The organism is Aquabacterium sp. A08 (assembly GCF_011742065.1).
This window is the reverse complement of the sequence record NZ_JAAQQT010000584.1, coordinates 16,375-28,874: the sequence shown is the minus strand read 5'-3', so window position 1 is coordinate 28,874 and position 12,500 is coordinate 16,375. Positions and strand designations below refer to the sequence as shown.

At 70.1% G+C, this 12,500-nt stretch carries 15 protein-coding genes; 11 read left to right on the top strand and 4 right to left on the bottom strand.

The features are described 5' to 3' along the window. On the top strand, positions 1–289 hold a 289-nt coding region (locus HA630_RS07560; RefSeq protein ID WP_166833819.1), incomplete at its 5' end, for a hypothetical protein. 15 nt (positions 290–304) lie between these two features. Here HA630_RS07560 and HA630_RS07555 read toward each other — a convergent pair. Then, on the bottom strand, positions 305–1,201 hold the full coding sequence (locus HA630_RS07555) for an ABC transporter substrate-binding protein (RefSeq protein ID WP_166833817.1): 897 nt from the start codon (positions 1,199–1,201) through the stop codon (positions 305–307). 73 nt (positions 1,202–1,274) lie between these two features. After that, on the bottom strand, positions 1,275–1,766 hold the full coding sequence (gene pedF / locus HA630_RS07550; RefSeq protein ID WP_166833815.1) for a cytochrome c-550 PedF: 492 nt from the start codon (positions 1,764–1,766) through the stop codon (positions 1,275–1,277). A gap of 419 nt (positions 1,767–2,185) precedes the next feature. Between pedF and HA630_RS07545 the strand changes: the two genes are divergently transcribed. Then, positions 2,186–4,330 (top strand): sigma-54-dependent Fis family transcriptional regulator, encoded by a 2,145-nt coding sequence (locus tag HA630_RS07545; RefSeq protein ID WP_166833827.1) that lies wholly within the window; start codon positions 2,186–2,188, stop codon positions 4,328–4,330. Here the strand turns inward: HA630_RS07545 and HA630_RS07540 are convergent. Together HA630_RS07540 and HA630_RS07535 are read right to left on the bottom strand one after the other, a co-directional pair. Then, complete coding sequence (locus tag HA630_RS07540) at positions 4,307–5,332, bottom strand: hypothetical protein (RefSeq protein ID WP_166833813.1); 1,026 nt, start codon at positions 5,330–5,332, stop codon at positions 4,307–4,309. The genes HA630_RS07545 and HA630_RS07540 overlap by 24 nt on opposite strands. Then, positions 5,329–6,366 (bottom strand): alpha/beta fold hydrolase, encoded by a 1,038-nt coding sequence (locus tag HA630_RS07535; RefSeq protein WP_166833811.1) that lies wholly within the window; start codon positions 6,364–6,366, stop codon positions 5,329–5,331. The genes HA630_RS07540 and HA630_RS07535 overlap by 4 nt, the downstream gene beginning before the upstream one ends. An 88-nt stretch (positions 6,367–6,454) precedes the next feature. Between HA630_RS07535 and pqqA the strand changes: the two genes are divergently transcribed. The 9 genes from pqqA to HA630_RS07490 all read left to right on the top strand — a co-directional run bounded on the left by pqqA (position 6,455) and on the right by HA630_RS07490 (position 12,484). Next, positions 6,455–6,529 carry a pyrroloquinoline quinone precursor peptide PqqA gene (gene pqqA, locus HA630_RS07530; protein ID WP_084181563.1) on the top strand — a complete coding sequence of 25 codons (75 nt, stop codon included), beginning with the start codon at positions 6,455–6,457 and terminating at the stop codon, positions 6,527–6,529. Between the two features lie 92 nt (positions 6,530–6,621). Beyond that, on the top strand, positions 6,622–7,539 hold the full coding sequence (pqqB, locus tag HA630_RS07525; RefSeq protein ID WP_166833809.1) for a pyrroloquinoline quinone biosynthesis protein PqqB: 918 nt from the start codon (positions 6,622–6,624) through the stop codon (positions 7,537–7,539). Then, complete coding sequence (gene pqqC, locus HA630_RS07520; RefSeq protein WP_371809226.1) at positions 7,536–8,288, top strand: pyrroloquinoline-quinone synthase PqqC; 753 nt, start codon at positions 7,536–7,538, stop codon at positions 8,286–8,288. Before pqqB ends, pqqC begins: the two co-directional genes overlap by 4 nt. Beyond that, positions 8,285–8,596, top strand: coding sequence for a pyrroloquinoline quinone biosynthesis peptide chaperone PqqD (pqqD, locus tag HA630_RS07515; protein ID WP_166833807.1), 312 nt, complete (start codon positions 8,285–8,287; stop codon positions 8,594–8,596). The genes pqqC and pqqD overlap by 4 nt, the downstream gene beginning before the upstream one ends. Then, entirely contained in the window at positions 8,580–9,752 is a 1,173-nt protein-coding gene (gene pqqE, locus HA630_RS07510; RefSeq protein ID WP_166833805.1) for a pyrroloquinoline quinone biosynthesis protein PqqE, read from the top strand. Before pqqD ends, pqqE begins: the two co-directional genes overlap by 17 nt. Before the next feature lie 34 nt (positions 9,753–9,786). After that, positions 9,787–10,563 (top strand): hypothetical protein, encoded by a 777-nt coding sequence (locus tag HA630_RS07505; RefSeq protein WP_243855397.1) that lies wholly within the window; start codon positions 9,787–9,789, stop codon positions 10,561–10,563. Between the two features lie 3 nt (positions 10,564–10,566). Next, positions 10,567–11,181, top strand: a complete 615-nt coding sequence (locus HA630_RS07500; protein ID WP_166833804.1) for a hypothetical protein — start codon at positions 10,567–10,569, stop codon at positions 11,179–11,181. Positions 11,182–11,194: 13 nt separating this feature from the next. Beyond that, positions 11,195–11,719, top strand: coding sequence for a hypothetical protein (locus HA630_RS07495; protein ID WP_166833802.1), 525 nt, complete (start codon positions 11,195–11,197; stop codon positions 11,717–11,719). A 3-nt stretch (positions 11,720–11,722) separates the two neighbouring features. Continuing rightward, on the top strand, positions 11,723–12,484 hold the full coding sequence (locus tag HA630_RS07490; protein WP_166833800.1) for a hypothetical protein: 762 nt from the start codon (positions 11,723–11,725) through the stop codon (positions 12,482–12,484). Positions 12,485–12,500: the final 16 nt, after the last annotated feature.

Genomic DNA, 12,500 nt, shown 5'->3' with positions numbered 1-12,500 from the left:
CTACGCCGAATCGTTTGTGCGCGACATGGGTTGCACCCCCCAGGAATGGCTGGGGTGGTTGCCCGAGGCCGTGGGGCCACACCCGTGGACGCTGGGGCCGAGCGAGGCCCGGGTGACGCTGGGGGACGGCGGCCTGCACCTGCGCTGGGCGGTGCTGCCGCCCCGGGTCATCGCCCTGATGCGCATGCCCCGGCTGGAGGTGCGCTTCGACTTTCACGGCCTGACGGCCGAGGCGCGCTTCACCTTCATGAAGCGCTTCGACCTCTACATGCAGCGCGGCGGGGGCTGAGCCCCGCCGGATGACTCAGGGGGCGACCATGGTCAGGCCGTGTTCGCGGAACATGGCCAGCAGCTCGCCCTTGTCGCGCAGGCGCTGCAACGCGGCCTCCAGCGCCAGGGCCAGGGCCTTGTGCTCGCTTTTGACCGCCATGCCGATCGGCCAGCCGTTGTCGGCCAGGCCGGGCAGGCCCAGCTCGGTCAGGCCGTAGGGCGTGCGGTCCACCCGCGCGGCAAACATCGCCGCTTCGGCCTGGGCCCGGGTCACGTAGGCGGCGGTCACCTCGCCCTGGAGCACGGCTTGCGCCGCCTCGGTGCCGCTGGGGTAAATGCGCACTTGGTCGCGCAGCATGCCGCCGCGGTAGCCCATGAGGATGCTGGCCGCACCGCTGCCGCGCTCGGCGCCCAGGGTCTGGTTGTGCAGGTCGTCGCCGCTGCGGATGCCCGACAGCCGGTCGAGCCGGTGGAACACCGTCAGCACCTCGCGCGCGTAGGGGGCGAAGATCAGCGTCTGGCGGTTTTGCGCCATCAGGTACTTGTCCACCGGCACGTGCAGCATCACGTCGGCCGGGCCGTAGCCCAGGTAGTGCCCGCGCCAGACCATGTTGCGCAGGTCGTCGTTCATCTTCTCGCCCGCGTCGAAGGGCAGCAGGCTGAGCTGCAGGTTGAGTTCGCGCGCCAGGCCGCGCGCCAGGCTCACGTCCAGGCCTTGCACGTCGTTGCCGGGGCCGCCGGAGTAGGGGGCGTTGTCCTTGTAAACGGCCACCTTCAGGGTGCCGCTGGCGCGGACCTTGTCCAGGTCCTGCAGTTCGGTGGCGTGGGCCGGCAGCCAGCCGGTGGCCAGGGCCGCGGGCACGGCAGCCAGCAGGCGGCGGCGCGACAGGGCGGTGTGAGGGGGCGCGTCGAACAGGGGGGGGCGGGTCATGCGTGTCTCCTTTGTCGTTGTGGCAATGCGCGGGCGCCTGTGGTGGCGCCCAGGGGCCTGAAGCCCCGGGGGGTCATTCGTTGGTGCGGCGGGTTTCCAGGTAGGTCCGGATGGCCCAGATCGCTTCCTGGCTCAGTGTGCCTTCAAACGGGGGCATGTAGACGCGGCCGTCGCGGGTGCGGCCCCGGCGCACGGTGGCCATGTAGAAGTCGTCCATTTCCTTGAAGCAGGCGTCCTTCTTGGCGGCGTCGGCCAGGTCGGTGCAATCGGCGTCGAACTTGCGCAGGTCCGGCGCGATGCCACCCGAGATCGCCTCCAGCCCGTGGCAGCGGGCGCAGTTCTGGTTGTAGGCCGAGGTGCCGATGCGCAGCGCCTCTTTCTGCGCGGGGCCGCTGCTGTAGGGGTTGCTTTCCAGCCACTTGGGGCCCAGTTGCGGCAGGCTGCTGGTGTCCACGGCTTGGGGCACGACGTCGCCGTGGGCCCACACCCCGCTGGCGGCCAGGGCCAGGGTCAGTGCGGTGGCGGCGCGGCGCAGGGCGGGGCGGAAGGTGCGTGTGGTTTGCATGGTCGGAGGTCTCCTGGTTTGGTATGGCCAGGGACACGGCAATATGCGTGCCACCGCCGCCGACCCCTGGGCACCGGCCGCTTTGCGCCCGGCAGTGTCACGCCGGTGCTCCGGCAGGCAACGCGATGTTGCAATGTGGAACACTTTGGGGCCGCCGGGCACGGTGTCGGTGGGGGTGGGTGTACCAGGCGGGGGCAATTGCGCGAAATCGAGGGTTTTCCTGCACTGGCGAAGTCTTTGCATGGCTTGTTCGCCCACACGAACAAAACGACAATATGACGCATGTAAACGACACCAACGAACCGCCACGTGGCGGGGCCACAGCCCCCGATGGCGGATTCGATGCAGCAGTGGCCGGCGACTGGGGGTGGTTGCCCGGGCCCACAGGAGACGATCACATGCCTTCGACGCAGTCCCAGATGCTGGCCGACCCCGGTCCGGGTGGGGTGGCGTACCTGCCCAGCAACCCGAAACACCAGGCGGTGATAGGCGAAGCCCACCTGCGCAGCCGCGGTTTCGGGCTGGACACGACCGACCGCCCCGACTTCAGCGGACTGCCCAAGACCGCTTTTCACGAGGCGCTGGAGGCCAACCGCTTTTTGTACCAGCACGCCGCGCCGGTGATGGAGACCCTGTACGAGCAGATCGCCAACACCCACAGCATGGTGGCGCTGACCGATAGCAGCGGGCTGATCCTGCATTCGCTGGGCGACAGCGACTTTCTGGAGAAGGCCGCCCAGGTGGCGCTGATGCCGGGGGTGGACTGGTCGGAAAAGAGCAAAGGCACCAACGCAGTGGGCACCGCGCTGGCCGAAGAGCAACCCATCGTCGTCCACGGGCGCGACCACTACCTGTTCGCCAACCAGTTCCTGGCCTGTTCCTGCACGCCCATTTTCGATCCGCACGGCAAGGTGGTGGGGGCGCTGGACGTGACCGGCGACGAGCGCAGCTACCACCACCACACCATGGCGCTGGTGCGCATGTCGGCGCAGATGATCGAGAACCAGATGTTCGGCAACGTGTTCCCCGACGCGGTGCGCATCCATTTCCACTCGCGGCCCGAGTTCCTGGGCACCCTGGTCGAAGGCATCGTGGTGTTCAGCCAGGACGGCCGTTTTCTGTCGGCCAACCGCAGCGCGCAGTTCCAGCTGGGGCATTCGGTCAACAGCCTGCGGGCGCACACCTTTTCCTCGTTGTTCGGCCAAGCGATCTCGCAGTTTTTCGACCGCCTGCGCGGCTCCGCCGGCAAACCGGTGTTGCTGTGCCTGCACAATGGCGTGTCGGTGTGGTGCCAGGCGCGCCTGCGCCAGGTGAACCAGTGGCTGATGCCCGCCATGCCCGCGGTGGCGGCCCCGCCGGTGTCCGAGGTGGAAGAGGTGCGCGGCACCCCGCGGCGCTGGGAAAAGCCTGGCGTGGTCGGGGCGGCGACGTCTGTGCCCTCGACCCCGGTGGGCCGGCTGGCGGCCCGCGCCGGACTGTCGGGCCTGCACTACTTGGACACCGGCGACCCCCAGGTGTCGGCCGTGCTGCGCAAGCTGCAGCTGGTGCAGGGGCGCGACATCCCGATCATGATCCTGGGCGAAACCGGCACTGGCAAAGACATCCTGGCCCAGGCCATCCACAACGACAGCGAACGCGCGGAGCGGCCGTTCGTGTCGGTGAACTGCGCCTCGATCCCGGAAACCCTGATCGAGTCGGAGCTGTTCGGCTACGAGGAGGGCGCCTTCACCGGCGCCCGGCGCAAGGGCTCGCTGGGCAAGATCCAGCAGGCCAACGGCGGCACGCTGTTCCTCGACGAAATCGGCGACATGCCGACCCAGTTGCAGGCGCGGCTGCTGCGCGTGCTGCAGGAGCGCCGCGTCAACCCGCTCGGCTCCAACAAGGAGTACGAGGTCGACCTGACCATCATCTGCGCCACGAACCGCAACCTCAAAGAACTGATCGCACGCGGCCAGTTCCGCGAAGACCTGTACTACCGCCTCAACGGCCTGGTGGTGCGGCTGCCGGCGCTGCGCAACCGCACCGATTTCGAGGTGGTGGCGCGCAAGATCCTGGCCAGCCTGTGCGAACGGGGCAACCAGATCGACATTGCGCCCGAGGTGATGGCGCTGTTCAAGCGCTACCCCTGGCCCGGCAATTTCCGCCAGTTGCACAACCTGATGCGCACCGCGGTGGCCATGGTGGGCTGCGAGGGGCGGATCGAGGTGTCGCACCTGCCCGACGATTTTCTGGACGAGGTGATGGACGAGGCGTTGGCACCGGCTGCGGCCGGTGTGGCCGTGGCCGAGGTGCCGTCCCTGGTCGCCCAGGCGATGCCGCCGACCATGGCCACGGGCCTGCCCCCGTTCCCGAGCGTCCCGATGGTTGGCCAGCCGGCGCCCCCCCTGGCGGCAGCTCCGGCCCGGCCCGACGCCCACAAGCTGGAAGACATGACCCTGCAGGCCATGGCCGATGCCCTGCGCCGTTGCCGTGGCAACGTGTCGGCGGCGGCCAAGGCGCTGGGTGTGTCGCGCAACACCATCTACCGCAAGAAAGACCTGCTACCGCCCGACGTCTGGGCCTGAACAGCGGGGCCGGCGGCCTTCGATCCACCACGGCTCCAGTTCGCGCCAGGCCCGCTGTGCGTTGAAGCCCTGACGCTCGGCGTAGCCCACCCAGTGGGCGTAGGCGGGCAGGGCCAAGGCTTCGGCGTCGCTGGCCGAGGCACCACTGTCCATGGCCGACCAGACCGCCCGCGTCAGGTCGCACAGGTACTGGCGGGTGCGGTGCAGCGCCAGTGCGCCGCCCACCTGCTGGCCCACCACCACCCGGGGGCGTAACGCGGCCAGCCCGTCCAGCGCGGCCAGCCAGCCTTGGACCGTGCCCTGGGCCAGTTCCGGCAGGCGTTCCGGGTACACCAGCCCCGCGGCCAGCAGCACGCGGGTGTCGGGCTGCCACAGCACCAGGTCGCTCTGGGTGTGGGCGTTGCGCCATTCCAGGGTGTGCCACACGCGGTCGGTCAGCCGCAGGGTGTGTGGCGCCACCAGCGGCTGGGTGGGCAGCACGATGCGGGTGCCGGCCAGCGCCTCGGGCCCGGCGGTGTGCGTCAGGTGTGCCAGGCAGTCGGGGCAGCGCTGGGCCATGGTGGCGCGGGTCGTGTCGGTGGCCAGCAGGGCCGCGGCCGCGAACGCGCTGCTGCCCAGCACGTTTTCGGCGTGGCCGTGGCTGTGGATGACCCGCGCCACCGGCGCGCCCAACTGACAGCGCACCGCCCGGTCCAAGGCCAGCCCGTGGCGGTGGCTGGGACCGGGGTCCAGCACCGTCACCGGCGCCTCTGACGGCCGCGTGGGGTGGGCCAGCACCACGTTGCTGACCACATGTCCCCCGTTCGAGGGGGCCACCTCGGCCACCTGGCCTTCCCACACCCATACCCCCGGGGCCACGGGCCGCAGCGGCGGCGCATGGGCACAGTCGTTCGGTGGTGTGGGTGATGTGGCCTGGGCCAGGCCGGTCATCGCCCAGGCCAGCCAGCCAGCGAACCAGGCTGCGTTCACGGCACGCCAGCCGGTGCGGTGGTGGGGCGTCATGCCACCGCCGGCGTGGGCCGGCTCACACAGTTGCGCAGGGCGCGGGCGTTGTCCGGGTCGGTGCCCAGGTGGCCCGCGTGGGTCGGGTGCAGCCGTGCCACGCCGGGGCGCAGCCGGTTCTGCCACTGCCAGGCGTCCAGGCTGGTCTGGGGCGCGCACACCGTGTCGCAGCGGCCGTGCACCCAGTCGCAGGGGATGCCGGCGCGGGCGATGCGGGCCACCTGCGCCGACCAGGACCCGGCGCGCCAGCCGCCACCCCGTGCCAGCACGTGCGCCTGTACCCGGAATTTTTGCCAGGCGGCCTGCAAGACGCGGGGCGGCAAGGGCAGGCCACTGGCCCGGCGGGCCGCGCGCTGCAAGCCGCGGCGGTGTGCCTGCAGCGCCACCCGCAATGGCCCGGCCGGCGCGTGGCGCTGCGCCCGCCGCACGCCGTGCCAGGCGGCCGCCAGTTCCAGCCGGTGCCAGTGTGTCAGGGCGCGTTGTTGTGTCACACCCAGTGTTCCAGCCTGGAGCAGTTGTGACAGCCGGTGCAACACCGGCCGGCTGCCCCACTGGCCGCGCGGCCCCCACTGCGGGGACCCGAAGCGCAGGAACAGGCGCTGCACCGTGCGCGGGCGGGCGTCGAACGCGCCCCGCAGCACCAGCCGCTCCACCGCGTCGGGGTGCTGCGCGGCGTAGTGCACCGCCAGTGTCGCGCCCCACGACCCCCCCAGCACGCGCCAGCGCTCCACCCGCAGGTGCCGGCGCAGGGTTTCCAGGTCACGCACCAGGGCGTCCAGCGTGTGGCCGCGGGTGTCGCCGCGCGGGGTCGAGCGGCCGCTGCCGCGCTGGTCGGGCACCACCACCCGCTGGCGCGACAGGTCGAACGGCTGCCACAAACCCGGGTTGCCGCCGCTGCCCGGGCCGCCGTGCAGCACCAGCCAGGGCGCGGCGTCGGGCCGCCCCAGCACGCGGTAGGCCATGCGGCGCCCCGCGCCCAGGGGCAGGTGCCAGAGGTCCGGGGGTCTAGGGTAAATCCGGGGGGGTGGGGTCACACGTTGTGGCATTTATATTGCATGATGGAACGCAAGCTGGTGCCGGTTGTGTGCCAGCTTACCACCCCAACCACACAGGAGATACCCCATGCAATGGACCGCCCCGAGCTTCACCGACCTGCGTTTCGGTTTCGAAATCACGATGTACATCGCCAACCGCTGAGGGCCTGAGGTCCGCGCCCGCGCGGACCCGGTTCCGGTCAGGCGCATGCGGCGTTGAGCCGGGTGCGCCTGTTTTTTTCGAGGGTGTGATCCATGCGTTTGAAGGTTCTGGGCTCGTCGGCCGGCGGGGGCTTCCCCCAGTGGAACTGCAATTGTCCCAACTGTGCGGGCCTGCGCGCCGGCACCATCCAGGCCCGGGCGCGTACCCAGTCGTCGGTGGCGGTCAGCGTCAACGGGGTGGACTGGCTGCTGGTCAACGCCTCGCCCGAGGTGCTGCAGCAAGTCCGCGAACACCCCGAGCTGCAGCCCGCGCGCCAGGTGCGCGACAGCGGCATCGCCGCCGTGCTGCTGATCGACGCGCAGATCGACCACACCACCGGTTTGCTGATGCTGCGTGAACGCGGCACCCCGCTGCCCCTGTACGCCACGCCCGAGGTGCTGAGCGATTTGGGCGACGGCTTCCCGCTGACCCGCATGCTGTCCTTTTACTGCGGCCTGGACACCCGGCCCATCGCCCTCAACGGCACCCCGTTGGACCTGCCTTTCCTGGGTGGGGTGGACGTGCTGCCCGTGCCCCTGACCAGCCAGCCGCCGCCGTACTCGCCCTTCCGCGGCAAACCGCGCGTGGGCGACAACATCGGCCTGCTGTTCGTCAACCGCAGCAACGGCCGGCGCCTGTTCTACGCCCCCGGCCTGGGCCAGATCGAGCCCCAGGTGCAGGCCGCCATGGCCAGTGCCGACGTGGTGCTGGTGGACGGCACCTTCTGGACCGAGGACGAGATGATCCGCCTGGGCCTGTCGAAAAAGCCCGCCGCCGTCATGGGCCACCTGCCGCAGAGCGGCCCCGGCGGCATGATCGAGGTGCTCGACGCCCTGCCGGCCAGCACCCGCAAGGTGCTGATCCACATCAACAACACCAACCCCATCCTGCGCGAAGACTCGGCCGAGCGCGCCGAGCTGTCGGCGCACGGCATTGAAGTGGCGTTCGACGGCCTGGAGATCACCCTGTGAGCACCGCCCTGACCCCCTCCCTGCGCGTGCCCAGCGCCGCCGACCTGCAAGCCCCGGCCTGGGACCGCGCCGAGTTCGAACGCCAGTTGCGCGCCAAAGGCGCCGGTTACCACATCCACCACCCCTTCAACGTGCGCCTGAACGGCGGCCAGTGCAGCCCCGACGAAATCCGCGCCTGGGTGGCCAACCGCTTTTATTACCAGATCTGCATCCCGCGCAAAGACGCCGCCATCCTGGCCAACATGCCCGACCGCGAGCACCGCCGGAAATGGATCGAGCGCATCCTGGACCACGACGGTTACGGCGACTATGAAGGCTCGGCCGCCGGTGGCATCGAGGCCTGGACCCGCCTGGGCGAGGCCGTGGGCATCCCGCGCGAGGAACTGTGGTCGCTGCAGCGCGTGGCCCCCGGCGTGCGCTTCGCCTGTGACGCCTATGTGCACTTCGCCGCGGATTCGCCCTGGCAGGAGGCGGTGTGTTCCTCGCTGACCGAGATGTTCGCGCCGCAGATCCACAAAGACCGGCTGGCCACCTGGCCCGGCCACTACCCGTGGATCGACGCCGACGGCCTGCAGTACTTCCGCAGCCGCATCCCGCTGGCCAGCCGCGACGTGGAGCACGGCCTGCAGGTCACGCTGGACCATTTCACCACCCGCGCCGCGCAGCAGCGTGCGCTGGACATTCTGCAATTCAAGCTCGACGTGCTCTGGAGCATGCTTGACGCCATCGAAAAGGCCTGCCAGCCATGAGCGACGCGACCCCCTCCGCGCCCGCCAGCGCCGCTGCGGCCGTGCCCAGCGCCGTGCCGGATCACCCGAAACTCTCGCGCCTGTTCCGGCTGCAGTACGAAACCGCGCAAGAAGCCTGGGTGCTGCTCTACCCCGAGGGCATGGTGCAGCTCAACGCCAGCGCCGCCGAAATCCTGCGCCGCTGCGACGGGCAGCGCCACTTCGACGACATCGTGGCCGAACTGCAGGCCTTGTTCAACGTGCAGGGCATCCGCGAGCAGGTCGCGGCCCTGGTGCAGGAGGGGCAGCGCCGTGGCTGGATCGACTGACACTGCCCCCGCCGCGCCGCCCCCGGCCGGCCCGCCCCTGTGGCTGTTGGCCGAGTTGACCTACAAGTGCCCGCTGCACTGCGTGTTCTGCTACAACCCCACCGACTACCCGCGCTACGACCGCGAACTGACCACCGCCGAGTGGGTGGACGTGCTGCGCCAGGCCCGCGCCATGGGCGCGGCGCAACTGGGCTTTTCGGGCGGCGAGCCGCTGGTGCGCGACGACCTGGAAGAACTGGTGGCCGAGGCCCACCGCCTGGGCTTCTACACCAACCTCATCACCTCCGGTGTCGGCCTCAACGACAGCCGCGCCCGCCGCCTGAAGGAGGCCGGGCTGGACCACATCCAGCTCTCCTTCCAGGACTCCACCCGCGAACTCAACGACTTCCTGAGCCACACCAAGACCTTCGAGCTCAAGAAGAAGGTGGCCGCACTCATCAAGGCCTACGACTGGCCCATGGTGATGAACTGCGTGCTGCACCGGCACAACCTGCCGCACGTCGGCAAGATCATCGACATGGCGCTGGACCTGGGCGCCGAGTACCTGGAACTGGCCAACACCCAGTACTACGGCTGGGCGCTGCAGAACCGCCAGCACCTGCTGCCCACGCGCGAACAACTGGTCGAGGCCGAGGCGGTGGTCAACCGCTACCGTGCGGAGATCGGCAACCGTTGCCGGGTGCTGTTCGTGGTGCCCGACTACTTCGAGGAGCGCCCCAAGGCCTGCATGAACGGCTGGGGCAAGGTGTTCCTGTCCATCGCGCCCGACGGCACCGCCATGCCCTGCCACAACGCCGGCAACCTGCCCGGGCTGCAACTGCCCAACGTGCGCGACCTGCCCCTGCACGACATCTGGCACGGCAGCGGCGCCTTCAACCGCTTCCGCGGCTACGACTGGATGCAAGAGCCCTGCCGCAGCTGCGACGAGAAAGAAAAGGATTTTGGTGGCTGCCGCTGCCAGGCCTACCTGCTGGCCGGCGACGCGGCCGCGGCCGACCCGGTGTGCGGCAAGTCGCCGGACCACGAGAAAGTGGTGCGGATCGTGCGCAACGCCTCGGCCGTGCCCACGCAGCCGATTGTGTTCCGCAACGACACCGAGGCGCGCGCCCTGTCGCAGGCCGGGGCCGTGCCCGGTGGCTGCGGCGCCAGGGGCTGACGGCATGGGTCGCGTCAGCCAGGTCCACCATGCCATGTTCGGCGCCTCCCTGGTGCGGCGCCTGCCGTGGTTCCAGCGCCCGGCGCTGGCGCTGGAGCAAGGCCCGCAAGGGCTGTTTTTGCTGTGGGCGGCGCACGCCGGCCTGTTGCTGGCCGGTGCCTGGCTGTTGTACCAACGCGGCGTGTGGGCCATGCTGCTGCAGGCCGACCCGACTGGCCTGACCCTGGTGATCGTGCTGCTGTTTGCCGCCTGCACCGGCTGGGTGGGCGTGCGCGCCTGGCACCTGGGGCGCCAGCGCGAGGCCTTGCTGGCCTGGCCGGCGCCTTGGCCGGCCGCGGGTGACACTGCCGTGGATGCCGCTGCCCTGTGCCCTGCGGATGGGGTGGCCGGCCGGGTGGGGCAGACCGGTGCCCCGATCGACCGGCGCTGGGCCCATGCCTACCTGGAGGCGGTGCGCCAGCGCGGCACCGACGTGGGCGTGGCGCGCGATCTGCTCACCGAAGCCAGCCACGGCCCGCACGAGATGGCCTGGTGGTTCAACGGCATCCAGCTCAAGCTGGGCTTGCTGGGCAAGGTGATCGGGTTTTCGGTGCTGGCGCTGGAGTTGGGGCAGATGCAGAGCTTCGACCCGAGCCAGTCGGCGCAGCTGCTCAAGAGCCTGACCGGTGGCCTGGGCATTGCCCTGCTGACCACCATGACCGGCCTGGCCGGCAACATCCTGCTGGGGTTGCAACTGATGCGCCTGGACCGCCACGCCGACGCTTTGGTGGCCGACATCCTGGCCCTGGGCGAACGCCAGCGCGGAGGCTGAGGCATGGCGATCGGCAGACCGGCCCGCGACACCGAGGCCGACCCGTTCTACGACATGCTGTTCAACATCCTGATCGCGTTCGTGTTCTGTTTCGTGATCGCGATGCTGGCCTTCAACCCCCAAGCGCGCAAAAAAGGCGACATCCCGGCCAAGGCCGAGTTCATCATCACCGTGTCCTGGCCCGACAACAACCCCAACGACGTGGACACCTGGGTGCGCGACCCGCAGGGCAACGTGCTGTGGTTCCGCCAGCGCGACGCCGGCCTGATGCACCTGGACCGCGACGACCGCGGCGCCAAGAACAACACCGTCATCGTCAACGGGCGCGAAATCACCAACCCCATCCGCCAGGAGATCGCCACCCTGCGCGGCTTGATGCCGGGCGAGTACGTGGTCAACGCCCACTACTACGACAGCCGCGACCAGCAGCCGGTGGACGTGTCGGTGGCGGTGGTCAAGGTCAACCCGCAGGCCGACATCCTCTACACCGGCCAGACGCGCATCGGCGCCAAAGGCCAGGAGCGCACGCTGGTACGCTTCACCCTGAACGAGGCCGGGGGCGTCGAAGGCCTGAGCACCGAACCCTACACCCTGGTCGACACCGTGGGCCTGAAATGACAAGGACGCACCGATGATCCCCGCCGTTTCCTCGCAACTGCTCATCCTGGGCGTGTTGTACGCCCTGTTGGCGTTTCTGTTGCTCGTGCTCTGTCTGGCCACGCGCTGGCCGGTCTGGGTCAAGCTGGCGGGCATTGCGCTGGTCAGCGGCTTCTATGTGCTGGCGCAGCAGACCTTCACCGGCGTGTCGGGCTGGCCCAGCGTGGACCGCTTGCCCCCCAAGTTCGTGTTCCTGTCCGCGGTGTTCGACGAGCCGGTGCCCGCCAGGGGCCACGACGGCGCCATCTTCCTGTGGGTGCACCCGGTGGAGGGCGGCAAGCTGGTCGAGATGCCGCGCGCCTACCGCTTGGCCTACCAGAAGGACCTGCGCGGTATTTTGGAGGACGGGCTGAAAAAGGCCCGCGACGGCAACGCGCAAATGGGCACCACCACGCCGCGGCGCGGCCCGTCCGGGTCCACCTGGCTGCGCCCGGCGGGCAACCAGGACCTGGAGATCCGCCTCAGCGACGTGCCCCGCGCCCAACTGCCGGAGAAGTGAGCCATGCGTACCTTCCACCCTGCAACGCCTGCCGTTCGCGGTTCTGGCCCCTTCGCCCCTGACAGGCGGGCGCCAGGGCGCGTCGCGGCGCTGCTGGCCGTTGGCGCCGGCCTGGGCCTGTCGGCGTGCGGGCCGACCCCGGGCGACGGCTGGTTCCCGCTGGACGCCGGCCACCACCAGACCTATCAGGTGCGTTACGAGGTGGACGGCGTGGTCCGCGACGAGGTCTGGACCCAGACCGTGCGCGGCACCGCCACCTGGGACGACGCCCCGGTGGCGGTGCGCCACCATTCGGCCGGGGTGGAGTTTTACCTGAAAGCCAGCGACGCCGGCGTGCAGCGCGTGGCGGTGCGCGCCGAGGTCGACGACCAGCCCCAGGCCGACGACCCGCCGCGCTGGGTGCTCAAGGCCCCCTACGCGGTGGGCACCGAATGGAGCAGCCCCACCGTGCCCTACCTGCTGGAGCGCCGCAACGAATACCCGCGCGAACTGCGCCACACCCACCGGCTGAACATGCAATGGCGCATCGCGGCGGTGGACGATGCGGTGGACACCCCGGCGGGGCGTTTCCAGCCCTGTCTGCGGGTGGAAGGGGTGGGGCAGCTCAACCTCTACACCGACCCGGTCAACGGGTTCAGCGATGTGCCCCTCACCGGGCGCGAGTGGTACTGCCGTGGGGTGGGGCTGGTGAAGTGGGAGCGGCGCGAGGTGGTGCCGGCCGGCTTCTTCATCGGGGGCGTGGTCAGCGCGGAACTGCTGCGCTGACCCACCGGGCACCGGC

What these genes read in the sequence shown, in the direction of transcription:
- HA630_RS07505 (WP_243855397.1), top strand. Translation starts at nt 9,787, where the DNA reads ATGTTCGGCGCCTCCCTGGTGCGGCGCCTGCCGTGGTTCCAGCGCCCG.
- HA630_RS07500 (WP_166833804.1), top strand. Translation starts at nt 10,567, where the DNA reads ATGGCGATCGGCAGACCGGCCCGCGACACCGAGGCCGACCCGTTCTAC.
- pqqB (WP_166833809.1), top strand. Translation starts at nt 6,622, where the DNA reads ATGCGTTTGAAGGTTCTGGGCTCGTCGGCCGGCGGGGGCTTCCCCCAG.
- pedF (WP_166833815.1), bottom strand. Translation starts at nt 1,766, where the DNA reads ATGCAAACCACACGCACCTTCCGCCCCGCCCTGCGCCGCGCCGCCACC.
- HA630_RS07545 (WP_166833827.1), top strand. Translation starts at nt 2,186, where the DNA reads ATGCTGGCCGACCCCGGTCCGGGTGGGGTGGCGTACCTGCCCAGCAAC.
- HA630_RS07555 (WP_166833817.1), bottom strand. Translation starts at nt 1,201, where the DNA reads ATGACCCGCCCCCCCCTGTTCGACGCGCCCCCTCACACCGCCCTGTCG.
- HA630_RS07495 (WP_166833802.1), top strand. Translation starts at nt 11,195, where the DNA reads ATGATCCCCGCCGTTTCCTCGCAACTGCTCATCCTGGGCGTGTTGTAC.
- HA630_RS07540 (WP_166833813.1), bottom strand. Translation starts at nt 5,332, where the DNA reads ATGACGCCCCACCACCGCACCGGCTGGCGTGCCGTGAACGCAGCCTGG.
- HA630_RS07490 (WP_166833800.1), top strand. Translation starts at nt 11,723, where the DNA reads ATGCGTACCTTCCACCCTGCAACGCCTGCCGTTCGCGGTTCTGGCCCC.
- pqqD (WP_166833807.1), top strand. Translation starts at nt 8,285, where the DNA reads ATGAGCGACGCGACCCCCTCCGCGCCCGCCAGCGCCGCTGCGGCCGTG.